Here is a 24,319-nt window from a genome sequence, read left to right as displayed (position 1 = left end):
CGTCTCAACCGTCTTTCCAGTCCGTCAGGCCAGCTATCCGACCCATCAGCACCGCCTCAGCAGCGCCGGTGAAGGGGGTTCTAAGTATAACCAACAAAACCCGCAAGTGGAAAATACACAAAAACAGAAGAAATTCTTGAAAAGTTCATTTATCAAATAATTACATATACTTAATTCAAGTCAATAAAGCGTGCTGCCGCCGCCAACCATGTAAAGGCAGGTCAGAATTCCCGGTTCAGCGCGTTATGCACATGATTACCCACAGACTCACCTCCGAGTCAGGCGGAATCGGCCCTGTTGGACCACAAAGACAGGTTGGGAATCGGCAGGCGCAGGGCAAGCAGGGCGATGATGGTAGCCAGGTAAACAAGCGGCTCGATCTGAAACCCTTTTGCCAGCAAGAGGTAATGCATCGCCCCCAACAGTGCTGCCGCGTATACAAGGCGGTGCAGCTTGCGCCAGCGCGGTCCCAGTCGGCGCACGGACCAGTTGTTGGAAGTCAACGCCAGCGGAAGCAGAAGAAGGAACGCCGTCATGCCGACCGTTATGTATGGGCGTTTCAGGATATCCGCCCAGATCTGGCTGGGAAGCTGCACATCCAGAACCAGCCACACTAGAAGATGCAACGCGACGTATACAAACGTGAGCACCCCGATCGCTCGGCGAAACTTCATCAGGTTGAGACCGACATGCCGGCGCAGGGGTGTGACCGCCAGACCGGCAATCAGCAACTGAAGGGCCAGTTCCCCATATCTGTGCTCCAACGCCTCAATCGGTTCGACCCCCAGACCACCGGTCAGGCCAAGATAAAACAGCCAGGGCGCGGGCAACGCCCCCAGCAGATATATCGCCCATACCGGAATACGGCGGAGTGTCTGGTTAATCGACTGCATGATTCTAATAGTTCTTGGCCAGATCCATGCCCTCGTAAAGACTGGCGACCTCTTGTTCATAGCCGTTGAACATCAGGGTCGGCTTACGTGACGCGAAAAGCCCGCCCCCGATCTCGCGTTCGGAAGCCTGAGACCAGCGTGGATGGTCCACGTTGGGATTCACATTGCTGTAGAACCCGTATTCGCGTGGATTGGACATGTTCCAGCTGGTGGGCGGTTCATCCTTGGTGAGCGTGATCCGAACGATCGACTTGATCGATTTGAAGCCGTATTTCCAAGGAACGACCAGACGCAAAGGCGCGCCGTTCTGGTTGGGAATCGGGCGGTCGTAAATTCCGGTTGCCATGATCGTCAGAGGGTGCATCGCCTCGTCCAGGCGCAGGCCCTCTCGGTACGGCCAATCAAGAACGGGATACCGCGTTCCCGGCATCTCGTCCGGGCGATAGGCCGTCTCAAAAGCAACATATTTCGCACCGTCTTGCACGCCCGCCATATTGAGAAGGTCGGCCAGCTCAAATCCGTTCCACGGAATTACCATCGACCAAGCCTCAACACAGCGGAAGCGGTATATCCGCTTCTCTATCGTCATCTCGGACAGGATGGCCTGAAAATCATAGTCACCGGGACGGTCGACCAGACCGTCAATCGTGACGCTCCAGGGTTCGGTCACCAGCGTATGAGCATATTTCGCCGGGTCATCTTTTCCGGTCCCGAACTCATAGTAGTTGTTGTACGTGGTGATCTCTTCCCACGTGTTCGGCTCCAACCCATCCTGTGCTGCCGCCGGTTTGGCCATCGCAGTCAGGCCGACACCTGCCAGCCCGGCCATAACCTGCCTCCGGTTGAGAAACGCCGCCCGGGGGGTGACGTCGGCATGTGTCAAAGTGTTGGTCCAGCGATGCGCCATATGGGTCTCCGTCATGTGCAACAGTCAGTGGTGACGTAGTGCGCTGATAGCACAGAGCCACGGAAACAGGCGTAACGATTGAGCGACGTGATTGTAACGTTCCGATGTGACTGAGCATTCGAGTAACGTTTTCAGCACCGGAAACCATAGACCCGAGAACTTTTGGTGCCCGGCGGAAAACCGCGGTTTTCGTGGATTACCGTCAGAACACGGGCACAAAACTTTACAACTGCGGGCGCAAGGCTGCACTCTGTCATACGGGCGCCACGCCAAGCCGAACGCGAGGCAAGGCTGCGATTGCAGCCTTTTGGCCGCAATGGGAGGAAGAAAAATGTGTGATATCTGCGTAATGAATGCCGTCAAAGACAAGATGCTGTCTCGTCGCGGGTTCTTCAAAGCTGCCGCCGCTTCGGGTGTTGCAGCAGCCGCAACCGGGGCCGTCGCGCCGGCAGCATTGGCGGCCGGGCATGGCGGTGTCGAGGATATGACCCATACGCTGAGCCCGGATTTCCCGACATGGGGCGGCGAACCCGGCATTTCCGCCGAGCAAGCATTCAACTTTGCTGATCACGGCTTCAATCTGTTCAACCTGTCAATCAACGAACATACGGGCACGCATATCGATGCGCCGCTTCACTTCTCGGCGGATGGGACGTCGGTTGATGAAATCCCCGTCACGGATCTGGTCGCCCCCTTATGCGTCGTGGACATCGCCGCCCGAGCGGCCGAAGACGCTGACACGCGCGTCACCCCGGACGATCTGAAAGCCTGGATTGCGGCCAATGGCGATATCCCTGATGGTGCCTGCGTGGCGATGCACTCCGGATGGGCAGGCAAAACCGCCACGGATGAGTTCCGCAATTTCGACGGCGAAGCGCAGCATTACCCGGGCTTCCACGTTGAAGCCGCGCAGATGCTGATGGAAGAGACCGGAGCGCGATCAATTGCCGTCGATACCCTGTCTCTTGATCACGGCATGTCCGCAGATTTCGCGACGCATTACGCGTGGTTGCCGTCAGGCCGGTTCGGGATCGAATGTCTGGCTGGGCTGGATCGCGTGCCTGCGTCGGGTGCAACGCTGGTGATCGGCGCACCCAAGCACCAAGGGGGCACCGGCGGGCCGGCCCGGATCTTTGCGTTGATCTGACGAATGCCCGGGCGGCTGACCAACGCCCGCCCGGCCATTTTTTCGGCAGGGCCAAAACTCCGCCACAGTTGCAGACCAAGACTTCGTGCATTCTTGATCTGTTCGGGACACCCTGCCTCCATGTTGCTCAAACCACTTGTTGTTTCTCTGTCTTTGCTGTGCGGACCGGCATTGGCTGATGTTCAATCGTGCAAAAAGCTGTTTGAGCGCGCGCCGCAGGTCCTGAGCGATCTGAACCAGATCGGGTCTGAAGTTTATGAAGACAGCCATCCGGGCCTCGGCTATTCCGCCACTTTCGCAGACCCGTCCTCCAAGATCACGGTTTTCTTCTATGACCATCAACAAAGGGACGTCTCATCCGAAATGGCCCTTGAAAGCTTCAGGCAAGCTGCACGCGATATCGCTGCAATAGCTGCGCGGCGCGGTGCCGAGCTTGGCGAAATCAACGCCTATCAGTTGCGTGATCCGTCGCAGGTGTTGCCGTATCGGGCCGAGGCCAAAGCATCGGATGGCCTGTCCGAACTTCTGGCAGTCGGCGTCGTGGACAATTGTATTGTGAAGCTGAGGTTCACGGCCCAGTTTCCAATGGAGAAAGCGCAGGTCTGGATGAAGGTTCTCAGTGATTATCTGAACAAAGGCTATGGAAAGCCGACATGAAAAAGGCCCGCCTTTATGGCGGGCCTTTCAGTTCACGGTTTCAGATCAATGCACCACGGCATCATCCGGGCGGGGTCGTTCTGAAGTTCCCAACCGGTCACCGATGATCAGACCATCGGGCCCGGCGGTCACTGGAACAGTCTCGCCGTCCTTGATCTCACCGGCCAGCAGAGCTTCGGCCAACGGGTTCTGCAAGGCGCGCTGGATGACGCGTTTCAGCGGACGGGCACCGAAGACCGGGTCATAGCCTTCATTGGCCAGCCATTCCTTGGCGGCATCGTCCAGTACCAAGTCGATCTTGCGCGCGGCCAGGCGTTTGAGAAGACGACCCAGCTGGATGTCAACAATCGCAGCCATATCCGACCGTTTCAGCCGGTCGAAGATGATCGTTTCGTCCAGACGGTTCAGGAATTCGGGCCGGAAATGGGCTCGAACGGCATCCATCACGTCATGCTTGGCCTGCGCACTATCGGCACCCTCAGGCAATTGGCTGAGCGCCTGAGACCCGAGGTTCGACGTCAGGATGATCAGCGTCTGCTTGAAGTCCACGGTACGGCCCTGACCATCGGTCAGAACGCCATCATCCAGAACCTGCAACAGCACGTTGAACACATCCGGGTGCGCCTTTTCGACCTCGTCGAACAGCACGACCTGATAGGGCCTGCGCCGCACGGCTTCGGTCAGCACACCGCCTTCGTCATAGCCGACATAGCCCGGAGGGGCACCGATCAGACGGGCAACCGCGTGTTTCTCCATGAATTCCGACATGTCGATCCGCACCATCGCGTTTTCATCGTCGAACAGATATTCGGCGACGGCTTTGGTCAGCTCGGTCTTACCGACACCGGTTGGCCCAAGGAACAGGAACGAACCCAGCGGCCGCCCTTCATCATTCAGACCGGCGCGGGCCCGGCGCACGGCGTTGGCCACAGCTGTAACGGCCTCGTCCTGGCCGACCACGCGGGCGTGCAGCGCTTCTTCCATGCGCAGCAGCTTGTCGCGCTCGCCTTCGAGCATTTTTGCGGTCGGGATGCCCGTCCAGCGTTCGACAACGCTGGCGATCTGTTCCGGACGCACCGTTTCCTCGGCCATCATGGCGTTGCTTTCGGCATTCTCGGCCTCGGACAGCTTTTTCTCAAGCTCGGGGATGATGCCATAGGACAGCTCACCCGCCTTGGCGAGGTTGCCTTCGCGCTTGGCGATTTCCAGATCAGCCCGCGCCTTGTCGAGCTGTTCCTTCAACTCCCGCGCGCCCGCCAGCTTGTCGCGTTCGGCCTGCCACTGCGCGGTCATCTCGGCGGATTTTTCCTGAAGTTCGGCAAGATCCTTCTGCAAGGTTTCCAGGCGATCCTTCGATGCCGCATCGTCTTCCCGCTTCAACGCCTCTTCCTCGATCTGCATCTGAAGGATCTGACGATCCAACTGGTCCAGTTCTTCAGGCTTGGAGTCCACCTCCATGCGCAGACGCGCGGCCGCCTCGTCGACAAGGTCGATGGCCTTGTCCGGCAGGAAGCGGTCGGTGATATAGCGGTGCGACAGGGTCGCGGCCGATACCAACGCCGAATCCGAAATACGGACTCCGTGGTGCAGCTCGTACTTCTCTTTGATACCGCGCAGAATGCTGATCGTGTCCTCGACCGTCGGTTCCTGAACCATCACCGGCTGGAACCGGCGCGCAAGGGCCGCGTCTTTTTCGACGTATTTGCGGTACTCGTCCAGCGTGGTCGCGCCGATACAATGCAGCTCACCCCGAGCAAGCGCAGGCTTGATCAGGTTGGCAGCATCCATGGCACCGTCGGATTTACCCGCACCAACCAGCGTGTGCATCTCGTCGATGAACAGGATGATCTCACCGGCGGCCTCGGTGACCTCGGTCAGAACGGCCTTGAGGCGTTCTTCGAATTCACCACGGTATTTCGCACCGGCAATCAGCGCACCCATGTCGAGCGCAAGCAGCTTCTTGTCCTTCAGCGATTCCGGTACGTCGCCGTTGACGATGCGCAGGGCCATGCCCTCGGCAATCGCGGTTTTACCGACGCCGGGTTCACCGATCAGAACCGGGTTGTTCTTGGTGCGGCGCGACAGGACCTGCATCGCGCGGCGGATTTCCTCGTCGCGGCCGATGATCGGGTCGATCTTGCCTTCGCGCGCAGCCTCGGTCAGGTCGCGGGCATATTTCTTGAGCGCATCATAGCCCTCTTCCGCCGTTGCGGTGTCAGCAGTGCGACCTTTGCGGATGTCGTTGATGGCTTCGTTGAGTTTTTGCGCAGACACGGCACCGGCTTCCAGCGCCTCTTTGGCTTTGGATTTGACCATGCACAGCGCCATCAACACGCGTTCGACAGGCACAAAGCTGTCGCCCGCTTTGGTGGCGATCTTCTCGGCCTCGTCCAAAACCTTGGCAGTCTGGCCGTCCATGTAAATCTGGCTCGCATCGCCGCTGACTTTCGGGATCTTGCCCATTGCAGCGTCGAGCGCCTCAACCACGCGGTCCGGCGCGCCGCCTGCGCGGGTGATCAGATTGCTCGCCAACCCCTGATCGTCATCCATCAATGCCTTGAGTATATGTGTGGGCTCCAGCCTCTGGTGCCCCTCGCGCAGTGCAATGGTCTGCGCCGCCTGCACGAACCCCCGTGCCCGTTCGGTGAACTTGTTCAAGTCCATGGTATTCTCCTTTTCCAAGCGCCCGGTGGATTTGCGCCCGCTTGGCAGCACGCAGTGGTCCGGGCCTTGACCTCAATCTGGGAAACTTCTCCGCCGCTTCAAGAGGCTAAAGAGTGAAAGAACGCCTCAACCACGCGGAATCGTATAGACGGTGTAGCCGCCGGTTTCGGCCACCTGCTGGGCGTCGTTCGTCTCGACCAGCGACTGCGCGGCGGCGCTGCCCGTGGGGCAGGATACAAGGTCGGCGGTGTGGTCAAGGAAATTGACTGTAAAGGCGGTTTCGCCGGTCAACTGGCACCAGTCATCCTCGGACCGATAACCGCCTACGAGGTAAAGGTCGTCATTGGTGGGGGCCGGTGCGGCACCGGTTTCGGGTGCGGTCGGCGGCGTGTCGGTGCAGGCCGCTATGGCCGCTGCCGCAGCCAGCGGAATGAGGTGCTTCATGGTCTGTCCCCTTGGTGCAATTCCGATTCAGAATGGCCGCACCATAGCACAGTTGAGACAGTGCGGGGAAACCATGTCCCCCGGCCTCGGGTCTCAATCGCCTTCGATCTGCCGGATCAGTTGTTGCGCCTCGTCATCGCCCTGCTCGGCCGCGAGGCGAAGAAACCTCAGCGCCTCTTCGACATCGCCGATTTCATAGAGCAACCGGCCGAATTTGCGCTGCGATTTCACATCGCCGAGCTTTGCGGCCCTGCCCCAGAACAACAGGGCCGCTTCCGTGTCCTGGGGCACACCGTCCCGCCCGTGATAGGTCAAAGACCCGAGATTGTGCAGCGCCACGACATTGTTCTGCTTGGCCGCCTGGAAATAATAATCCAGCGCCTGTTCGATGTCCTTGGTATAGCCGTTCTCGCCGATCTCGTAGATATAGCCCAGACGCGCCGCGGCATCGGCGCTGCCGTTTCGGGCCGCCATCTTCAGATAGTCGACCGCGCGCCGCATATCGCGCGTGACGTGCGTGCCTTCGCGATAGATTACGCCGAGATGCAGCAGAGACGGCTCATATCCGAAGAACGCGGCCTTTTGATAATAGTACAGCGCCTTGTCGATGTCGGGCGCAACACCTTTCCCGTTTTCGTAGCCATACGCGACGTTGTGCATCCCCATCGGCAGACCGGTTTCGGCAGCGGCCATGTACCAGGCAAACGCGGTCTCGGCGTCCTCGGGAACGATCTCGCCATCATTATAGAGCGAGGCGAGCGTGTTCATCGCCAGCCCGCTGCCCTCCATGGCGGCCAGTTCCGAAAACTCGAGCGCCATTTCCAGCTTGCCGCCCTTCATCAGAGCCCGGCCGAACGCGGCCACGACCTCGGCATCGACATCCTGGTCTTTCAACAGCAAATCGGCGCAGATCGCCATCGCATTCTCGGCGTCCATGTCGGCCCATTTCACCCCGTCGAAGTAAGGCGACTGGCCCGGGGCGGCGGCAGCCGTCAGGCAGTCATACTCTTCGTCCGAAAAGTCGGGTTCTTGCGGCGGATCATCGGGGGCGGGTTCCGGCCGGGGGCGCAGGTCGGAGACCCGCAGGCGCCGTTGTGGTTCCTTGGGGGCGTCGGCCTTTGCAGGCGCAGGGGCCTCGCCGGTCAACCCCACCAGCAGGTCGCGCGCCAGCTGCGAATAGATCGGGCAATCGGCGTAGATCTGTGCAAAACTCTCGATGGCCGTCGCCGACCCGCTGTCCTTGACGTCCGCCCAGACCAGTCGGGCCTCGCCGCAATCCGTTTCACCGGCCCAGACCGCGCCCGCCCCGGCCAAAACAGCCGCCGAGGCCACCACACCCAACCGTATCATCCCGTATTTTCCTGCGTCTTTTCTTGTCTCAATGCGCCACACGCTCTACAGAAGCGCCGATCCCGTCAAGCCTGAAAGGTCGAACCAATGCCCCAAACCGCCGATGACCGCCTGATCGTCGCCCTCGACGTCCCCAACGCACTGGAAGGGCTGAAGCTGGCCGAGACGCTGGGCGACGCCGTTTCGTTCTACAAGATCGGCCTGGGCATGCTGACAGGCGGCGGGCTGGCACTGGCCAATGAGCTCAAGCAGGAACACGGCAAGCGCATCTTTCTGGACATGAAGCTGTTCGACATCGGCAACACGGTGGAAAACGCAGTGCGGGGGCTGGCGCAGTTCGATCTGGATTTCCTGACCGTGCATGGCGACCCGCATGTGGTGCGTGCTGCCAAGGAAGGGGCGGCGGGCAAGGATCTGAAGATCCTTGCGGTGACCATCCTGACCTCGCTGAACCGCGACGATCTGGATGCCGGCATGATGAAGGCCGGTGACGTTCAGGACATGGTGGTGGAACGCGCCGCCCACGCCTTCGAGGCCGGGGCCGACGGCGTGATCGCCAGCCCGCAGGAGGCCGCCCTGATCCGCGCCCTGCCCCAGGCGACGGGCCGACTGATCGTAACCCCCGGCGTGCGTCCGGCAGGCGCGGCCCTGGGCGATCAAAAACGTGTGGCCACACCGGCCAGCGCCATCCAGGACGGAGCGGATCACATCGTAGTTGGCCGCCCCATTTATCAGGCCGAAGATCCGAAATCCGCGGCCGCAGCCGTTTTGACCGAGCTAAATTCTCTGAAAACGTGATTAGCAGGGTCATCGTTTCAGCAGGGATTCATGCTGAAATACCGCCACAACAGCTTGACCTTACGTCAATTTTTCGCGAATCCGCGCCAAATCGTCCCTGTGCCAGAAAACACACATTCAAAAAGCGAGTTTTTCAAAAGCGCGCTTTACCCTATCTCAGCCCGAAAATCTTGGCGATTCTTAAGGGGATTTACTCCCCAACGAACCTATTCTTCCTGAGGTTCGTTACTTCCCCCCCGCGAAGCGCGGGGGGTTCTTTTCTCTGAATGATCTTTGATCGATATCACTGGATGATATAAAGGACCCCCAAGACAACTGCGGAACACACGAGGACGCAGATGCCCGGTCTTTGCCGAGATTGCCTGACCCATTTGACAAACGAACGGCGCTGCACGGCCTGCGGCAGCCCCAGGATAAAGTCTCATCCCGAACTCTTTGACCTGTCCATCGCTCATATGGATTGCGATGCTTTTTATGCTTCGGTGGAAAAGCGGGACAATCCGGAACTGGCAGACAAGCCTGTCATCATCGGCGGCGGCAAACGCGGCGTCGTTTCCACGGCATGCTACGTGGCCCGAATTCGCGGTGTGCGATCCGCCATGCCCATGTTCAAAGCGCTGCAATTATGCCCCGATGCCGTCGTGATCAAACCACGCATGTCCGTGTATGCCCAGGTGTCACGGGACATCCGCGCCATGATGGACGAACTGACACCGGTGGTCGAACCCCTGTCCCTGGACGAAGCTTTCATGGACCTGTCCGGCACCGAACGCCTGCACGGAGCCCCCCCGGCCGCCATGTTGGCACGCCTCGTCAAACGCATGAAAGATGAACTGGGTGTGACCGGATCCATCGGGCTGAGTCACAACAAGTTTCTGGCCAAGGTTGCCTCGGATCTCGACAAGCCCCGCGGGTTTTCGGTGATTGGCAAGGCCGAGACGGCAGAGTTTCTGAATGACAAACCCGTACGGTTGATCTGGGGGATTGGCCCCGCCGCGCAGGAATCGCTGGACCGTGCGGGGATTCGAACCTTCAACGACCTGCTGCGTTGGGATCAGGAGGCTTTGACTGCGCGTTTCGGCTCGATGGGGTATCGCCTGTGGCATCTGGCACGGGGTCAGGACAAACGGCGCGTTTCAGCCCATGAGCCGATGAAATCCATCAGCAATGAGACCACGTTTTTCGAGGACACCGCCAATATTGACGTTTTGGACGGACATTTGTGGCGCATGGCCCTGAAGGTCTCGGACCGGGCCAAGGCCAAGGATCTGGCTGGCCGGGTCGTTACGCTGAAGCTGAAGAAAGCCAACCACAAAGTTCTGACGCGGCGCGTGTCATTGCGGGACGCAACGCAGATCGCGGACAGGATTTATCGCACCGCAAAAGGGCTTTTCGATCAGGTGGGGGATCAGGGGCCGTACCGCCTTTTGGGGTGTGGGCTGTCTGACTTGTGCCCGGCGGATCAGGCCGACATTTCCGGCGACCTGCTTGACCCCGACGCGGTCCGCAGATCACAGGCCGAGCGCGCCACCGACCAAATCCGCCAGAGGTTCGGCCCGGAAGCAATCGTGAAGGGCCGCGCTTTGCGCTAGCTTCATTCCGCCGCCAGACGGAGAGGTTTTGAACCGATTTTGGATATGTCGCGCACCACCTGTCGGAGGAGTTTCGAAAACGTCATGAAATTGGCGTTCGGCGCAATCTTTTCTTCGTCCATGTACAAGGCCCGGTCGATTTCAATCTGGATCGCGTGTTGCTGGCGGGTGGGTCGGCCGTAAGTCTGCGTCACATAGGCCCCGGCAAAGGGGGCATTGCGCACCACATTCAGACCTGCCGCAGCAAACGCCGATTCGATGAGGTCCACGATTTCGGGCGAGGCCGAAGCACCGAACCGATCACCCAGCACGATTTCGGGCCGTTTGTTTCGGATCGTACCGGCCATGGCGACCGCCTCATGCGGCATCGAGTGGCAATCCACCAGTATGGCCTGGCCGAATTTCTCATGTGATTCGGCCAGAAGGGATTTCAACCGTGCATGATAGGGTCGCCAGTAGGTGTCGATACGCAGCCGCGCCTCGTCCATGGTCAGCTTGCCGCTGTAGATTGCTCGTCCATTGGCCACAACGCGGGGAATCACACCCAGCCCTGATGCGACCCTGGGGTTGTGCCCATGCCTGCGGGCACCGCTGATCAACGCCGGGTCCAGTTCGTCCAGACTGCGATTCAGGTCCAGATAGGCGCGCGGCATGGTCGCTTTGATCAAAGGCGCGCCATTCTCGGCTGCTGCCGCAAACAATTGATCGACAAATGCGTCTTCCGAGGATCGAATCACACTTTGGTTCAGAACGGACCGCTTCAGAAACGCTTCGGGATAACTCCGCCCGCTATGCGGAGATGAAAAAACCACGCATGAACTGCGGTTTTCCGGCATATCCAATACAAAGGCTGCGTTCTGCATGATCCCTCCATCTTCGCAATCAACATAGACCGGAAAATAGTTCTGCCAAACCCCTTGAACCCTTTTGCGACTCCTTTTATAGACCCCTCCACCGGCGCGGGGTTCCGCGCCCCATTTCGTTATGGGGCTGATCACGCAAAGGGAAAGTGGGCGGTTAGCTCAGCGGTAGAGCACTTCGTTGACATCGAAGGGGTCACAAGTTCGATCCTTGTACCGCCCACCATGATTTCACTGTTCCGGAGTTCCGGGACACCCGAGTAACCCAGGCGCTGGCCACGTCCTTGATGAAGGCGCCGCAGATTGGAGACAGACCATGAAGGTCAAGAACTCGCTCCGCTCGCTCAAGAATCGGCACCGCGACTGCCGTGTTGTGCGTCGCAAAGGCCGCGTCTACGTTATCAACAAGACGCAGCGCAAGTTCAAAGCTCGCCAGGGCTGAGAACGGCGAAACACCGCTTCAAAGAGCCGCGCCTTCGGGCGCGGTTTTTTTTGTGCCTACCCGGCCCCGCGGCCCCACCTGCGCATCGCCCGCAGCAGCCAGATGATGCAACAGACCGCCATCGCGTAGGGGACTGAAACGAACAGGGCGAACCCTGCCTTTATCGGCCAGCCGACACCCAATCGTTCGGGGGAAAAGACCATGCGCTCGGCCTGGTCCCGCAAATGTGGCGCAACACCGCGCATCCGCTCATCGGTCGTGAAACCGTCAAGATCCACACCCATTGCAAGCAACTCCAGATCAAGCGCGTAGTCGCGCCACCACGAAAACAGGATGGTCAGACCGACGACGACCACGAAGCTCCAGGTGAACCCGGACGGAAAGCCGGGCTGCTTGACGCAAATCCAGACCGGCCCCGCGACCAGCCCGAGAAACAACAGCAGCGTCACGGCATCCAGCAATACTTCGACCAGTTCGACAGCCCTTCCTTCATTTGCACCCAACGGACCCGACACCTGCGCGCTTGCCGGTTTCCGACGGCGCCCTACCAACTGACCCCGACATCGTTAACAAATGATAAAGCCCCTGCTGCCGCTGCGGCATTTTTTACCAAGTATTTTTGTCAGATTTCCTTGCATCCCGCTCGAATTCCTTTAATTGAGCAAATCAGTCGGGAAATTCCCGCTCATGAGAATCGACAACCGGGACATACACAGATGAAAACCACCCGCTTTATCGCCGCCGCCCTGTCGGCCCTGATCGCCGGATCGGCCGCCGCCGAAGGCGAACTGAACCTTTATTCGTCGCGCCACTATGACACCGACGAACGTCTCTACACCGATTTCGAAGAAGCGACCGGAATCAAGATCAACCGGATCGAAGGCAAGGCGGATGAATTGATCGCGCGTATGGAAGCCGAAGGCGCGAACTCTCCGGCAGACGTCATGCTGACGGTCGACACGTCTCGCCTGGCGCGTGCCAAAGATGCCGGCATTCTGCAAGCAATCGACAGCGAAACCCTGGAAGAGCGCATCCCCGCCAACCTTCAGGACGAAGACAACCAGTGGTTCGGCTTTTCACAGCGCGGTCGGATCATCTTTTACAACAAGGAAAACGTTGCCAATCCGCCGGCCACTTACGCGGACCTGGCCAAGCCGGAATACAAGGGCCTGATCTGCATCCGGTCCTCGACCAACACCTACAACCAGACCCTGCTCGCTTCGATCATCACACATGAAGGCGCCGAAGCTGCAAAATCCTGGGCCGAAGGCGTTGTCGCCAACATGGCCCGAGACCCGCAGGGCGGTGACACCGACCAGTTGCGTGGCATCGTTTCGGGTGAATGCGATATCGCTGTGTCGAACACCTACTACTATGCGCGGGCCATCCGCAAAGACGTCAAAGGTCTTTCCTCTGACCTCGACAAGATCGGCTGGGTCTTCCCCAATCAGGACAGCTATGGTGCGCATATGAACCTGTCGGGCGGTGGCGTCGCGGCACATGCGCCGAACAAGGAAAACGCAATCCTGTTCCTGGAGTATCTGGCAAGCGATCAGGCGCAGAAGTACTTCTCGGCGGGCAATGACGAATTCCCGGCAGTACAGAGTGTTGAACTGGCGGAATCGGTAAAGGCACTGGGTGAGTTCAAAGCTGACGACGTGAACCTGTCTGAGGTCGCAAAGAACATCCCGGAAGCACAGAAAATCTTCAACGAAGTCGGCTGGAAGTAATCCGCCACATCGTCAGAGGCTTACGAAGGGTGCGGAGTTTCCGCGCCCTTTTTTATTTACTCAACCATATTTCTTTTGTACTTTTCCCGTAAATGAAAATTCCTCTCGTTTGTGATCCATGCTCGATAACCTCTCAAACCGCCTTGCCGTCCGTTTGAACGATCTCCGCCACGGGCGCGGGTGGTCGCTGGATCAACTGGCCGCTCACAGCGGAATCAGCCGCGCCACGCTGTCCCGCATGGAGAAAGGAGAGGTCAGCCCCACCGCTGAGAATCTTGGCCGCCTCTGTGCCGCTTATGGCCTGCCGATGTCCCGGCTTTTGATGATGGTCGAAGACAGCTTTGACCCCAAAGTGCCGTTTGAACGCCAGACCGAATGGCGCGATCCCGCGACGGGCTTTACCCGCCGTGCAGTTTCACCCCCTGCAAACGGCCTGAACGCCGAGGTCGTGGAATGCCACCTGCCGCGCGACACTGTCATCACTTACGAGGCGCCGCCCAAGTCCGGGCAGGAACACCATCTGATCCTGATCGACGGCGCACTGACACTGACTGTTGACGGAACACCCCATGCGCTGAGCGCCGGAGATTGCCTGCGCTATCACCTGTCGGGCCCGACCCGGTTCGAAACCGGCGCATCTCGCGGTGCGCGTTATCTCTTGGTGCTGATATGATCTCGCGTCTGACCGATCCCGATTTCAGCGCGGCAGTGGATGATCTGGCGGAAATCCTCCACGCCTGTGTGCATGACGGGGCCAGCATCGGCTTCGTCCTTCCGTTTACCGAGGGTGACGCACGAAAATACTGGCTGCAAAAAGTTCGGCCCGGGCTGAAATCCGCTGCATTGGAGCTGTTTGTCCTCCACGACAACGGGCGCATTCAGGGCACGGTGCAACTGATCCCTGCGACCATGCCCAATCAGCCGCACCGCGCCGATGTCGCAAAGCTTCTGGTGCACCCGAACGCCAGACGGCGCGGTTTTGGCCGCGCCTTGATGCAAGCCCTCTTTCAACGAACGACAGAGTTGGAACGCACGATGCTGGTTCTTGATACCCGCAGCACCGACCCTTCTCGATTGCTCTATCTGGACCTTGGGTTTCAGATCGCCGGGGAAATTCCGAACTACTGCCGGAACCCGTTCGAAACCAAATTGGAACCCACAACTTACATGTATAAAGAGCTGTCAGCCTGACGCCAAACAGCGACCGTATGACCGTGGGACATGGATTTTCCATGATTTTCCATGTGGTCCACGCGAAGCCGTGCGAAAGGTTCGGGGCATCCCTATGCCGCGCCTTTGGGTCAGAGTCATCGCGGCACGCGCTGCAACCAGGCCTGAACGCATTCGGATTCAATCGCCCGGCCACCTTCAGGGGTGACCGGGCAATCAATGAAGTGCCTTGCGTTCAGAAATGCGCTGACTTCGTGCCTGCGGGCTTTTCCATCGGAGGCGCAAATTTGGTCAGGTCGATACCCTTCACGGCCGACTTGTATTCCTCGGCGGTCGGCATCCGGCCCAAAACAGCCGACAGCACCACCACCGGGGTCGATGCCAGCAGGGATTCACCTTTCTTGTCCGCCGCGTCCTCAACAACACGCCCCTGGAACAGGCGTGTGGACGTGGCCAGGACAGTATCGCCCTTTGCGGCTTTCTCCTGGTTGCCCATGCAGAGGTTACATCCCGGACGCTCCAGATACAGGATGTTCTCGTATTCCGTCCGCGCTTTGCTCTTTGGGAACAGATCGTCGAATTCAAAGCCTGAATACTTCTGAAGAATGCTCCACTCGCCTTCTTCCTTAAGCTCATCGATGATGTTGTAGGTGGGCGCAGCAACGACCAGCGGGGCCTTGAACTCTACCGTGCCCTTCTCCTGCTCGATGTTTTTCAGCATCTGCGAGACGATGACCAGATCGCCCTTGTGCACCATGCACGATCCAACAAATCCCAGATCGACCTTCTTTTCCCCCTTGTAGTGGGAAACCGGCCGGATCGTGTCGTGGGTGTAACGCTTGGATACATCGGCGTTATTGACATCCGGGTCGGCGATCATGGGTTCGTTGATCTCATCCAGGTCAACCACCAGCTCGGCAAAGTACCTGGCGTTTTCATCCGGTTTCAGGGCAGGCTTTTCACCCGACTTGATTTCCGCGATCCGCGCATCGGCCTTGTCGATCAGGCCTTGCAGTGTCCGGGCCTCGTTATCCATTCCCTTGTCGATCATGATCTGGATACGGCTTTTCGCGATTTCCAGAGATTCGATCAACGTGTCATCCGCTGAGATGCAGATCGACGCCTTGGCCTTCATCTCGGCCGTCCAGTCGGTGAAAGTGAATGCCTGATCCGCCAGCAACGTTCCGATATGAACTTCGATGATCCGGCCCTGGAACACGTTGTCACCGAATTTCTTCAGCATCTGCGCCTGGGTGGCGTGAACCACATCGCGGAAATCCATGTGATCCGCCATCTGACCCTTGAACGTCACCTTGACCGATTCCGGAATCGGCATGGTGGCTTCGCCGGTGGCCAGCGCCAGTGCAACAGTACCCGAGTCAGCACCAAACGCGACGCCTTTGGACATACGCGTATGCGAGTCGCCGCCGATGATGATTGCCCAGTCATCCACGGTGATGTCGTTCAAGACCTTGTGAATCACGTCTGTCATCGGGTGATAAACACCTTTGGGGTCACGCGCGGTGATCAGGCCAAAGTTGTTCATGAATTTCATCAGTTTCGGGATATTTGCCTGCGCTTTGGAATCCCAAACCGAAGCTGTATGACAGCCAGACTGATAGGCGCCGTCAACGGTGGGCGATATCACTGTCGCCGCCATGGCTTCCAGTTCCTGCGCCGTCATCAGACCGGTGGTGTCCTGCGAACCGACGATGTTGACCTTCACCCGAACGTCCGAGCCCGCATGCAGAACTTTGCCTTCGGCCACGCCAACCGCGTTCTTGTTGAATATCTTTTCAACCGCCGTCAGGCCCTGCCCTTCATGCGAGATCTCCTTGGACGGTGCGAAAGCGGATTTCAGCTCGAGACCGAGCGTCTCGGCCGCGAATGTCTGGAGCTTTTTGCCAAAGACAATGGCATAAGATCCTCCGGCCTTTATGAATTCGATCTTTTGCGGCGTGAAGGACGATGACAGATCGACCAGTTCTTTGTCGCCAGCATCATTGTACAGCTTTTTGTCCTTGGTGTTGATGGTCAGCACCGTTCCGGTCTCGACGGAATATTTCTGCTCGAGGATAGGATTGCCGTCATTGTTCAGAATCGGCTTGCCGTCGGCATCCACTTTCTTGACCCAGTTCTTGAGGTCGATGCCGATCCCGCCGGTTACGCCGACGGTGGTCAGAAAGATCGGTGAAATCCCGTTTGTGCCGGCAACAACCGGCGCGATGTTCACGAAAGGCACATAGGGGCTGGCTGGCTTTCCGGTCCACAATGCGACGTTGTTGACACCGGACATGCGCGACGATCCAACGCCCATCGTCCCTTTTTCAGCAACCAGCATGACACGCTTGTCCGGATGCTGCTTTTGCAAGTCCTGAATCTCGGCCTGTGCTTCAGGTGAGATCATGCACTTGCCGTGCAATTCACGGTCCGACCGCGAATGCGCCTGATTGCCGGGTGACAGAAGGTCGGTCGAAATATCCCCTTCGGCCGCCACATAGGTCACAACCTTGATTTCTTCTTCGATGTCGGGAAGCCGGGTAAAGAACTCGGCCTTGGCATAGCTTTCCAGAATGTCCCTGGCGACGGGGTTCCCGGCCTCAAACGCCGCTTTCAACCGGTCCGTGTCTGCGTCGTACAGGAACACCTGTGTTTTCAGAACTGCCGCCGCCTTCTGCGCAATCTCTGCGTCATCGCCCAGCGCCAGATCAAGCAGAACATCCACCGACGGGCCGCCCTTCATATGCGACAGCAATTCAAACGCGAAATCCTGCGAGATTTCTTCGACCGTTGCCTCACCCAGGATGATCTCTTTCAGAAAGCGCGCCTTTTCACCTGCGGCGCTGGTTGTACCCGGAAGCGTGTTGTAGATGAAATAGTTCAGTGAATCGGCGCGATGCGCATGACCCGCATCTTTGATCTGCCCGATGATTTCCTGCAAAAGGGCACCGTCTTCGATGGGTTTGGGGTGCAGGCCCTGTTCTTTGCGCGTCTCGATTTCGTTCAGGTATTCTGTGTAAAGGCTCATGACGGTTCCGACCATTTAGCTGATGCACCGGGTCACGAAAAAGCCCGGCACCTTGAATTTGTATGCGGCGGTATACCAAATCATGCCAGCAATCAAGCCACCGATCTGCGACCCGGTGTCCTGCCCCACGGGCGATGACCGCCGCTATGTCGGGCGGTGCGTCGATGGGAATGTCGATCCCCTAACCCCCGAAAGCCGCAATAAGCGCTTTCGCCAAGGGCAAAGAAGAATAGCCCAACCGTGAAGGTGTAAGCCCCATCCGCACGACCACCATGTCACGCGACGGGAAAACTCCGATGGACTGACCGTCATGCCCTTGCAACCAAACCGCATCTTCGAACGGTGGCAGGTCGCCCGGCGACTTCAACCAAAGATGACCCTTGGCATATTCCCCGTCAGACGCCGCAACGGGCTCGAACATCCAGTCCACAAAACCTGTGGGCAAGATCTGTGCGCCATCCCACACCCCTTTTTGCAGCAGAAACTGGCCATACCTCGCCCAGTCACGGGCCGTGGCGTACATATAGCTGGACCCGATGAATGTATCGGCGACATCTGTCTCGATGATCGCCGAAGTCATGCCGAGCGGCTCAAAAAGCGCATCCCGAGGATGGCTCAAACCGCCATCGGGCAGCTTGTCCTGCCACACCCGGGACAACACGGTGGACGTGCCGGAGGAATAGTTGAAATCGGTTCCAATGCCGGCTTCCAGTGCACGGTCAGCAGCGAAACTGGCCATGTCATCGCTGAGATACAGCATCCTGGTCACGTCTGACACGTCTCCGTACTCTTCATTCCATTGCAGACCGCTTGTCATTGCCAGCATGTCCGCAACAGTAATGTCTCGCCTTGCGTCTTCTGCCCATTCGGGAAAGCTGTCGACGAGGGTGTCCGATACATTCATCCGGCCCGCGTTGATCAACGTTCCGATCAACCCCGCTGTGACCGTCTTGGTCATTGACCAGCCCAGCAACGGCGTGTCGGCGTCAAACCCTTCCGCATAGCGTTCGGCCACGATGCGCCCGCCTTGAACCACCACTACGGCGCGGTATCCTTCGCCAAGCAGCTTGTCATCCGACAAGACGGCCTGAATTATGGGATCATCAGACAGCGCAACGTCGTTTCCCGTTGGCCAAAGGCCGGGCATCGGGGACTTGGCGGCTTCAAACCGCTGCGCACTCAGGGATGTACCATGGACGTTGGTGCAGCCAAACCCCGGCCGGAACTGCGACGTGGCGGGCGCGAAGAACCGAAAGAGCCGCGCGTGAACAGTCTGCGCCTGTCGATCGACCTCAATCGAAACATGTTTGAGCAGCGGATGCCCCGGGGCCTGCACATCCACCGTAAGGACCTCGTCCGGACCACGTCCTGCAATGAAAACGTTCGAACAGACGATCTTGGCCGAGTAATTCGTACCCACTTTCAGCAAGTCCGGCGGGGCGGTCAGCAGATAGCCAAGCACTCCCACGATGCCCAGAACCACGACACCTAGACCCGTTTTCAATATCTTCCTGAACACCCGCAGACCTGCCCTGTTGCTGTCTTTTCAGCACAGGTTAGATACATCCAGCTCGGTTTTGCCACTATTCCGTTGCGTATTCTTCCGACGCTGACCGGCAGACCCGGCGTTTCTCTCTTTCTCTGTGAATTGCTCAGATCGCCTCGTTGCTTTGATCCTGCGACAACCAAAAGCTTTGCAACTGCCCTGCGAGACGTTGCCAAATCTGTTCACTGTACTCTGACTGCGGTCCAGCCAAACGGACCATTCTTATTGTCAGCGCCTGTGCAGGCAGAGCTTCTTCAACGCTTACAAGCTGCCCCTGAGCAAGCGGCGTGGCGACCAAAGAGTGGGGTAGCCAGGCAACACCGATTTCATTCACGGCATATTGCAGCATTGCCAAAGTCAGGGCCGTCTCGGCTTTGGCCATGATTCTGGTTTTGTCGGGCAAACGTGGTGCAATCAATCGGGAAAACACCTGCCCAAGAAAGACATCAGGCGGGTAGACAATCGCGGGAATGGTCTTGCCATCCAATTCCCTGCGCGTTGCCGGGGCACATACCGGGATCAAAGTATCAGCACCAAGCGACTTTGCCTCAAACGCATTTTCGAGGTTGTGCACCCTGCCGTCCGAGATCGCGTACATGATCGCGAAATCGACTTCCTTCGAGATCAGCTGCAACAGACACTCGTCCTGATTCCCCGATCGCACCTGAACCGAGATATCGCTGTTTTCGGTCAACATCCGGACCACTTTCGGCGAGACGGTTGTCGTCAGAGCATGTTGACACACAAGCGACAACGACTGGCTGGCCTGATCGCTTTCTGTTTTCAAACTGTGACGCAGTTTGTGCAGGCGCGCACTCAGCTCGCGCAGTTCAGGTTCCAACGCCTGAACGCCCGGCATCAGGGATACGGGTTTGCGGCGACGGTCAAACAGGGTCGCACCAATACTGCCTTCGATTAGCCGCACCCGACGGGTAAAGGCAGATTGGGTCAGCAGCCGTTTTTCCGCGGCGCGTGTCAGCGATCCGTTGTCCAACACGGCCAATATGTCATCGATCCATTCCAGGCGCATGTTTACCAGATACCGCAGCCTTGATTAACATGCAATTGTTGCAACATATTTGCTGAATTTCGAATTAGCGGCGCGGTAATTCAAAGTGTAAATTGACGAAAATCAATATTAGGAATTGTGATATGCATCTCGCCCGCTTCCCCCGCCTTCACCTAGCCCATCTGCCGACACCGCTTGAACCGATGAAGCGGCTTTCCAAAGAGCTGGGTGTGGAAATCTGGATCAAACGCGACGATTGCACCGGCATGTCAACCGGCGGCAACAAGACACGCAAGCTGGAATTCCTGATGGCCGAAGCGGAAGCGCAGGGCGCGGACATGGTGATGACGCAAGGTGCCACACAAACCAACCACGGTCGACAAACCGCAGCGTTTGCCGCCAAGCTGGGCCTTGATTGCCATATTCTTCTGGAAGATCGCACCGGCTATCAAGATGGCAACTACAATACAAACGGCAATGTCCTGCTGGACCACTTGCACGGCGCGACCACCCAGAAGTTTCCCGGGGGTCACGATATGCCGGGCGAAATGGAAAAGGCGGCCGAGAAGAAACGGGCAGAAGGCCGCAACGTCTATGTCATTCCCGGCGGTGGCTCGAACCCGACCGGGGCGCTGGGCTATGTAAACGCGGCCTTTGAACTGCTGGGGCAGGCCAATGACAGCGGATTGCGGATTGACCGGCTGGTACATGCAACCGGATCCTCCGGTACGCAGGCAGGTTTGGTGACAGGAATGTGCGCCATGAATGCGCAGGTGCCGGTGCTTGGCATCGGGACAAGGGCACCTCAGCCAAAGCAGGAACAGATGGTTTACGACCTCGCCTGCAAGACAGCCGAAAAACTGGGGTGCGCAGGCGTGGTAAAGCGCGAAGATGTCATGGCCAATACCGACTATGTCGGTGAAGGCTATGGACTGCCCACTGAAAGCGGCATCGAAGCGATCCAGATGTTTGCTGAATTGGAAGGTATCCTTCTGGATCCCTGCTACTCGGCCAAGGGCGCTGCGGGCCTGATCGATCTGGCGCGCAAAGGCGAGTTCAAAGACCAGCGGGTCGTTTTCCTTCACACGGGCGGCGCCGCGGCTTTGGCGGGGTATGACTTTGCGTTCGATCACAAAAACCGCTGGGTGAATATCTGAGCAATGATGCTGCGCCCCATCGGCATTCTTGGCGGCATGGGCCCCGAGGCAACGATCCTCCTCCAGCGCAAGCTGGTGGAGGCTGTACCGGTGCGCGATGATCGGGACCACATTCCGCTTCTGATCGACATGAACACACAGGTGCCATCGCGGATCGCGCATCTGATCGAAGGGTCGGGCGAAGATCCGGGGCCGACACTGGCGACGATGGCGCGACGTCTTCAGGATGCCGGCGCCGTGGCGCTGGCAATGCCCTGCAACACGGCGCATCACTATGCCAAGGCGATCACCCAAGCCGTGACCGTTCCGCTGTTGAATATGGTTGATCTGGCTGCGGATCACGCCGCCGGGACACTCGGGAAGGGTGGGTGCGTTGGTGTGCTCGCGTCTCCGGCGGTGCGCCATACTTGTCTTTTCGAAACAGCCCTGCAAGCGCGCGGGCTGTCGACCGTTTGGTCCACGGATGACGACGCGATGCTGGCCGCGATCCGCGCGATCAAGGTCGACGGCCAAAGCGACAAGGCGCGCGAAACGCTGCGCGCGTCTTCAAAGGCACTGGTCGAGGCGGGGGCAGACTTGCAGTTTGTCGCTTGCTCCGAGTTTTCCCTCATTGCCGACAGCGTCGCGGACGACGCCAATGCAGTGGACACGGTCGATCTGCTGGTCCGCGCGATCGTCAGTTTTTCTCAGACGGGCTGCAATGCGAGTTAGCGTAGGGCTTTTTCAACGGCAGTCGCTGGGCCCATAATCGTTTTGCCCGATCACAACCGCTGCCAAAGCTGGTACGCGATCTGATCCAAGCTGGCCGGATTGGAAAAGGCTGAAATCGTCAATGTCGCGCACCATGCATCATCACCGACCGGTACCAATACCCCCTGATCAAGTTCCTCGGCAATCGCCGTTTCGGGCATCCAGGCAAATCCGCTGCCTGTCATCAATCGTCGCTTGATCGTTTCGACCAGACTATCGACATAAATCGTCTCGGTATTCTGGGGTTTCCGGTCAACGGTGTTTTCGACGACCATGCCCAAAAACGACGATCGGTCATAGGCCAGATAGGGGATCGGCGGGCCATCCTGTCTGGATAAATCCCACCCCATTGTCCGTACCAGCTCAACAGCAGCTACCGGGATCAGACGATCCTTCAGCAGATCCTTACGCTCGAACGCGGTTTCGTCGATCATGGGCGAGACAGAATGGTGATAGTAGCACAGCAGGATATCCACCGCGCCTTCGACCAAAAGATCACAGCATGTGCTCAGAGAATCGGACAGGACGCGCGTGCGCAGATCCGGGATCTGTTTCTGCAATTCCTCTATGCGGGCTGCCAAAAAATTAACCGCAATGGTATGCAGAACCGAAAATCGGATGAACCGACTGTCGCCCCGGTCGGCGTCCCGCAGGGATTGGCGGGATTCTGACAGCTGTGAAATCGCCGCCTGAGCAACAGGCAGGAATTGTTTGCCGGCCTCGGTCAATTGCACGGGATAGGTTGCCCGATTGACCAAGGGCAGCCCGACCCAGCTTTCCAACGCCTTGATTCTGCGACTGAATGCGGATTGCGTGATGTTACGCTCATCAGATGCACGGGTGAAGTTCAAGGTCCGGGCGAGGCATTCAAAGTCGCGTAGCCAATTCAGATCCAATGCGTATCCCCGCTTGTTAACGACCGTTTTCAACAAGCATACAGGAACTATGCAGAAACAGAATAGTTTGATGAAATGTTCGAATTGGCTCTCGGAAAAGTTCCTGTTCTAGACTTCTGGGTAGGGTCTGGCGGTTGGTCCTCTTTTCAGCCTTCCGTCCGAAGTTGCGGCCAAAAGCAAGTTGGCACGACCCTATTGCGCAATAGGAAAGTCGAACGACGGAAAAAACGACGCCGAACCACGGCGCATTTCAACAGAGGAGAAGACCATGAGAACCAATCTAAAAACGCTGGGGATGGCTGCTGCGGTCAGCGTCTGCGCCATGCCTGCATTCGCAGCCGAAGAGGTGAAAATCGGCGTGCCATCCTGGACCGGCGCACAGGCCATTGCCCATCTGCTGGGCGCGGTCGTGGAAATGCGCATCGGTGGCAAAGTGGAATATGTGCCCGGCAACAACGCCACGATCTTTCAGGCGATGGATCAGGGCAAGGGCGACATCGATGTGCATCCCGATGTTTGGCTGCCCAACCAGGAAAGTTTCACCAAGAAATATGTGGACGAAGCCGGCACCGTTACCTTGTCGTCGAACCCCTACGAGGGCAATCAGGGCTTTTGCGTCAGCAAAGACTTTGGTGAAGCCAACAACATCACCGACATCGCTGATCTGGGTCGCCCGGATGTAGCCGCATTGATGGACAGTGACGGCAATGGCAAAGGTGAAATGTGGATTGGCGCGCCGGGTTGGGCTTCGGCCAATGTGAACGAAGTCAAAACCCGCGATTACGGCCTGCTTGATTTCATCGAGCCGATCCGTGCCGAGGAAAGTGTGAAGACCGCGCGGATCAAGGACAGCATAGCCAAGGGTGAAGGGTACGCCTTCTATTGCTATAAGCCGCATGCGGTCTGGTACATGTTCGACGTTCAGATGTTGACCGAGCCGCCATTTGACCCGGCAAAATACGTGATGGTCCAGCCATCTGATGATCCGGACTGGTACAACAAATCCAGCGTTGCGACCAAGGACGCCCTCAAGAACGTACAGATTGCATGGTCCAACACGCTGCCAGAGCGCTCTCCGGCGATTGCTGATTTCTTCGCGAATTTCGCATTGACGGCGGATGATGTGAGCGGGTTCGCCTATGAGATCAGCGGCAAGGGCCGGGATCCGGCAGAGGTTGCCCGCGAATGGGTCGAAGCGAACCCGGATCGTGTCGACGCCTGGCTGGGTCTCTGATCTCGCGTCCCAAAACAGGGTGGCGGCGATTGGCGGCGCCACCCA

22 protein-coding genes and 1 tRNA gene are annotated in these 24,319 nt (G+C 58.2%); 12 read left to right on the top strand and 11 right to left on the bottom strand.

Annotated elements, in window-relative coordinates; genetic code table 11:
* Nucleotides 1-278: 278 nt before the first annotated feature.
* Nucleotides 279-893: a protein-methionine-sulfoxide reductase heme-binding subunit MsrQ gene (gene msrQ, locus AC2FF8_RS13370; RefSeq protein ID WP_170347367.1), complete on the bottom strand. Its 615-nt coding sequence runs from the start codon at nucleotides 891-893 to the stop codon at nucleotides 279-281.
* Between the two features lie 4 nt (nucleotides 894-897).
* Nucleotides 898-1,800 carry a protein-methionine-sulfoxide reductase catalytic subunit MsrP gene (msrP, locus tag AC2FF8_RS13365; protein WP_257600893.1) on the bottom strand — a complete coding sequence of 301 codons (903 nt, stop codon included), beginning with the start codon at nucleotides 1,798-1,800 and terminating at the stop codon, nucleotides 898-900.
* A 331-nt stretch (nucleotides 1,801-2,131) separates the two neighbouring features.
* Between msrP and AC2FF8_RS13360 the strand changes: the two genes are divergently transcribed.
* Together AC2FF8_RS13360 and AC2FF8_RS13355 are read left to right on the top strand one after the other, a co-directional pair.
* On the top strand, nucleotides 2,132-2,947 hold the full coding sequence (locus AC2FF8_RS13360) for a cyclase family protein (RefSeq protein ID WP_171364160.1): 816 nt from the start codon (nucleotides 2,132-2,134) through the stop codon (nucleotides 2,945-2,947).
* Between the two features lie 171 nt (nucleotides 2,948-3,118).
* Nucleotides 3,119-3,604: a hypothetical protein gene (locus AC2FF8_RS13355; RefSeq protein WP_257599875.1), complete on the top strand. Its 486-nt coding sequence runs from the start codon at nucleotides 3,119-3,121 to the stop codon at nucleotides 3,602-3,604.
* Nucleotides 3,605-3,649: 45 nt separating this feature from the next.
* Here AC2FF8_RS13355 and clpB read toward each other — a convergent pair whose 3' ends face one another.
* The 3 genes from clpB to AC2FF8_RS13340 all read right to left on the bottom strand — a co-directional run bounded on the left by clpB (nucleotide 3,650) and on the right by AC2FF8_RS13340 (nucleotide 8,062).
* Nucleotides 3,650-6,268 carry an ATP-dependent chaperone ClpB gene (clpB, locus tag AC2FF8_RS13350; protein WP_480685725.1) on the bottom strand — a complete coding sequence of 873 codons (2,619 nt, stop codon included), beginning with the start codon at nucleotides 6,266-6,268 and terminating at the stop codon, nucleotides 3,650-3,652.
* Nucleotides 6,269-6,394: 126 nt separating this feature from the next.
* Nucleotides 6,395-6,712: a hypothetical protein gene (locus AC2FF8_RS13345; protein ID WP_170347371.1), complete on the bottom strand. Its 318-nt coding sequence runs from the start codon at nucleotides 6,710-6,712 to the stop codon at nucleotides 6,395-6,397.
* Nucleotides 6,713-6,805: 93 nt separating this feature from the next.
* The gene (locus tag AC2FF8_RS13340; protein ID WP_496879914.1) at nucleotides 6,806-8,062 is read right to left on the bottom strand and encodes a tetratricopeptide repeat protein; all 1,257 of its coding nucleotides are present in this window, start codon (nucleotides 8,060-8,062) and stop codon (nucleotides 6,806-6,808) included.
* Between the two features lie 87 nt (nucleotides 8,063-8,149).
* Between AC2FF8_RS13340 and pyrF the strand changes: the two genes are divergently transcribed.
* Together pyrF and AC2FF8_RS13330 are read left to right on the top strand one after the other, a co-directional pair.
* Nucleotides 8,150-8,860: an orotidine-5'-phosphate decarboxylase gene (pyrF, locus tag AC2FF8_RS13335; protein ID WP_170347373.1), complete on the top strand. Its 711-nt coding sequence runs from the start codon at nucleotides 8,150-8,152 to the stop codon at nucleotides 8,858-8,860.
* Nucleotides 8,861-9,198: 338 nt separating this feature from the next.
* Entirely contained in the window at nucleotides 9,199-10,452 is a 1,254-nt protein-coding gene (locus AC2FF8_RS13330) for a DNA polymerase IV (RefSeq protein WP_170347374.1), read from the top strand.
* A gap of 2 nt (nucleotides 10,453-10,454) precedes the next feature.
* Here the strand turns inward: AC2FF8_RS13330 and AC2FF8_RS13325 are convergent, their stop codons facing one another.
* A complete protein-coding gene (locus AC2FF8_RS13325) occupies nucleotides 10,455-11,315 on the bottom strand; it encodes an N-formylglutamate amidohydrolase (RefSeq protein WP_496879913.1) in 861 nt (286 codons plus the stop codon).
* A gap of 148 nt (nucleotides 11,316-11,463) precedes the next feature.
* On the opposite strand from AC2FF8_RS13325, the gene AC2FF8_RS13320 reads away from it, so the two are divergent.
* Nucleotides 11,464-11,538 (top strand) — tRNA-Val (locus tag AC2FF8_RS13320).
* A gap of 90 nt (nucleotides 11,539-11,628) precedes the next feature.
* A complete protein-coding gene (gene ykgO / locus AC2FF8_RS13315) occupies nucleotides 11,629-11,754 on the top strand; it encodes a type B 50S ribosomal protein L36 (protein WP_005648635.1) in 126 nt (41 codons plus the stop codon).
* A gap of 56 nt (nucleotides 11,755-11,810) precedes the next feature.
* Here the strand turns inward: ykgO and AC2FF8_RS13310 are convergent, their stop codons facing one another.
* On the bottom strand, nucleotides 11,811-12,257 hold the full coding sequence (locus tag AC2FF8_RS13310) for a hypothetical protein (RefSeq protein WP_496879912.1): 447 nt from the start codon (nucleotides 12,255-12,257) through the stop codon (nucleotides 11,811-11,813).
* A 213-nt stretch (nucleotides 12,258-12,470) separates the two neighbouring features.
* Between AC2FF8_RS13310 and AC2FF8_RS13305 the strand changes: the two genes are divergently transcribed.
* From AC2FF8_RS13305 to AC2FF8_RS13295, 3 genes are all read left to right on the top strand, one after another.
* Entirely contained in the window at nucleotides 12,471-13,484 is a 1,014-nt protein-coding gene (locus tag AC2FF8_RS13305) for a Fe(3+) ABC transporter substrate-binding protein (RefSeq protein WP_257599869.1), read from the top strand.
* Between the two features lie 118 nt (nucleotides 13,485-13,602).
* Nucleotides 13,603-14,157, top strand: a complete 555-nt coding sequence (locus tag AC2FF8_RS13300; RefSeq protein ID WP_496879911.1) for a helix-turn-helix domain-containing protein — start codon at nucleotides 13,603-13,605, stop codon at nucleotides 14,155-14,157.
* The gene (locus AC2FF8_RS13295) at nucleotides 14,154-14,675 is read left to right on the top strand and encodes a GNAT family N-acetyltransferase (protein ID WP_496879910.1); all 522 of its coding nucleotides are present in this window, start codon (nucleotides 14,154-14,156) and stop codon (nucleotides 14,673-14,675) included. Before AC2FF8_RS13300 ends, AC2FF8_RS13295 begins: the two co-directional genes overlap by 4 nt.
* 214 nt (nucleotides 14,676-14,889) lie before the next feature.
* On the opposite strand, the gene AC2FF8_RS13290 is transcribed toward AC2FF8_RS13295, so the two are convergent.
* From AC2FF8_RS13290 to AC2FF8_RS13280, 3 genes are all read right to left on the bottom strand, one after another.
* Nucleotides 14,890-17,682 (bottom strand): bifunctional aconitate hydratase 2/2-methylisocitrate dehydratase, encoded by a 2,793-nt coding sequence (locus AC2FF8_RS13290; RefSeq protein ID WP_496879909.1) that lies wholly within the window; start codon nucleotides 17,680-17,682, stop codon nucleotides 14,890-14,892.
* A 181-nt stretch (nucleotides 17,683-17,863) separates the two neighbouring features.
* On the bottom strand, nucleotides 17,864-19,186 hold the full coding sequence (locus AC2FF8_RS13285; protein WP_496879908.1) for a serine hydrolase domain-containing protein: 1,323 nt from the start codon (nucleotides 19,184-19,186) through the stop codon (nucleotides 17,864-17,866).
* 148 nt (nucleotides 19,187-19,334) lie between these two features.
* Entirely contained in the window at nucleotides 19,335-20,258 is a 924-nt protein-coding gene (locus AC2FF8_RS13280; protein WP_496879907.1) for a LysR family transcriptional regulator, read from the bottom strand.
* 122 nt (nucleotides 20,259-20,380) lie between these two features.
* Here AC2FF8_RS13280 and cuyA point away from each other — a divergent pair, with 122 nt between their 5' ends.
* Both cuyA and cuyB read left to right on the top strand, forming a co-directional pair.
* Nucleotides 20,381-21,394: a D-cysteate sulfo-lyase gene (cuyA, locus tag AC2FF8_RS13275; RefSeq protein ID WP_170347382.1), complete on the top strand. Its 1,014-nt coding sequence runs from the start codon at nucleotides 20,381-20,383 to the stop codon at nucleotides 21,392-21,394.
* A 6-nt stretch (nucleotides 21,395-21,400) separates the two neighbouring features.
* On the top strand, nucleotides 21,401-22,105 hold the full coding sequence (cuyB, locus tag AC2FF8_RS13270; RefSeq protein WP_496879906.1) for a cysteate racemase: 705 nt from the start codon (nucleotides 21,401-21,403) through the stop codon (nucleotides 22,103-22,105).
* 50 nt (nucleotides 22,106-22,155) lie between these two features.
* Here the strand turns inward: cuyB and AC2FF8_RS13265 are convergent, their stop codons facing one another.
* Nucleotides 22,156-23,040, bottom strand: coding sequence for a LysR family transcriptional regulator (locus tag AC2FF8_RS13265; RefSeq protein WP_496879905.1), 885 nt, complete (start codon nucleotides 23,038-23,040; stop codon nucleotides 22,156-22,158).
* Nucleotides 23,041-23,308: 268 nt separating this feature from the next.
* Here AC2FF8_RS13265 and AC2FF8_RS13260 point away from each other — a divergent pair, with 268 nt between their 5' ends.
* On the top strand, nucleotides 23,309-24,274 hold the full coding sequence (locus AC2FF8_RS13260) for an ABC transporter substrate-binding protein (RefSeq protein WP_425079331.1): 966 nt from the start codon (nucleotides 23,309-23,311) through the stop codon (nucleotides 24,272-24,274).
* The last annotated feature ends 45 nt before the right edge of the window (nucleotides 24,275-24,319 follow it).

The sequence above is a fragment of the Ruegeria sp. YTSA144 genome, from assembly GCF_059610125.1.
This window is presented reverse-complemented; position numbering and strand designations above follow the sequence as displayed.

Coding starts and splice junctions, on each gene's coding strand:
- AC2FF8_RS13360 (WP_171364160.1), top strand. CDS start 2,132: ATGTGTGATATCTGCGTAATGAATGCCGTCAAAGACAAGATGCTGTCT.
- cuyA (WP_170347382.1), top strand. CDS start 20,381: ATGCATCTCGCCCGCTTCCCCCGCCTTCACCTAGCCCATCTGCCGACA.
- ykgO (WP_005648635.1), top strand. CDS start 11,629: ATGAAGGTCAAGAACTCGCTCCGCTCGCTCAAGAATCGGCACCGCGAC.
- msrQ (WP_170347367.1), bottom strand. CDS start 893: ATGCAGTCGATTAACCAGACACTCCGCCGTATTCCGGTATGGGCGATA.
- pyrF (WP_170347373.1), top strand. CDS start 8,150: ATGCCCCAAACCGCCGATGACCGCCTGATCGTCGCCCTCGACGTCCCC.
- AC2FF8_RS13325 (WP_496879913.1), bottom strand. CDS start 11,315: ATGCAGAACGCAGCCTTTGTATTGGATATGCCGGAAAACCGCAGTTCA.
- AC2FF8_RS13260 (WP_425079331.1), top strand. CDS start 23,309: ATGAGAACCAATCTAAAAACGCTGGGGATGGCTGCTGCGGTCAGCGTC.
- cuyB (WP_496879906.1), top strand. CDS start 21,401: ATGCTGCGCCCCATCGGCATTCTTGGCGGCATGGGCCCCGAGGCAACG.
- clpB (WP_480685725.1), bottom strand. CDS start 6,268: ATGGACTTGAACAAGTTCACCGAACGGGCACGGGGGTTCGTGCAGGCG.
- AC2FF8_RS13340 (WP_496879914.1), bottom strand. CDS start 8,062: ATGATACGGTTGGGTGTGGTGGCCTCGGCGGCTGTTTTGGCCGGGGCG.
- AC2FF8_RS13300 (WP_496879911.1), top strand. CDS start 13,603: ATGCTCGATAACCTCTCAAACCGCCTTGCCGTCCGTTTGAACGATCTC.
- AC2FF8_RS13330 (WP_170347374.1), top strand. CDS start 9,199: ATGCCCGGTCTTTGCCGAGATTGCCTGACCCATTTGACAAACGAACGG.
- AC2FF8_RS13280 (WP_496879907.1), bottom strand. CDS start 20,258: ATGCGCCTGGAATGGATCGATGACATATTGGCCGTGTTGGACAACGGA.
- AC2FF8_RS13295 (WP_496879910.1), top strand. CDS start 14,154: ATGATCTCGCGTCTGACCGATCCCGATTTCAGCGCGGCAGTGGATGAT.
- msrP (WP_257600893.1), bottom strand. CDS start 1,800: ATGGCGCATCGCTGGACCAACACTTTGACACATGCCGACGTCACCCCC.
- AC2FF8_RS13290 (WP_496879909.1), bottom strand. CDS start 17,682: ATGAGCCTTTACACAGAATACCTGAACGAAATCGAGACGCGCAAAGAA.
- AC2FF8_RS13305 (WP_257599869.1), top strand. CDS start 12,471: ATGAAAACCACCCGCTTTATCGCCGCCGCCCTGTCGGCCCTGATCGCC.
- AC2FF8_RS13345 (WP_170347371.1), bottom strand. CDS start 6,712: ATGAAGCACCTCATTCCGCTGGCTGCGGCAGCGGCCATAGCGGCCTGC.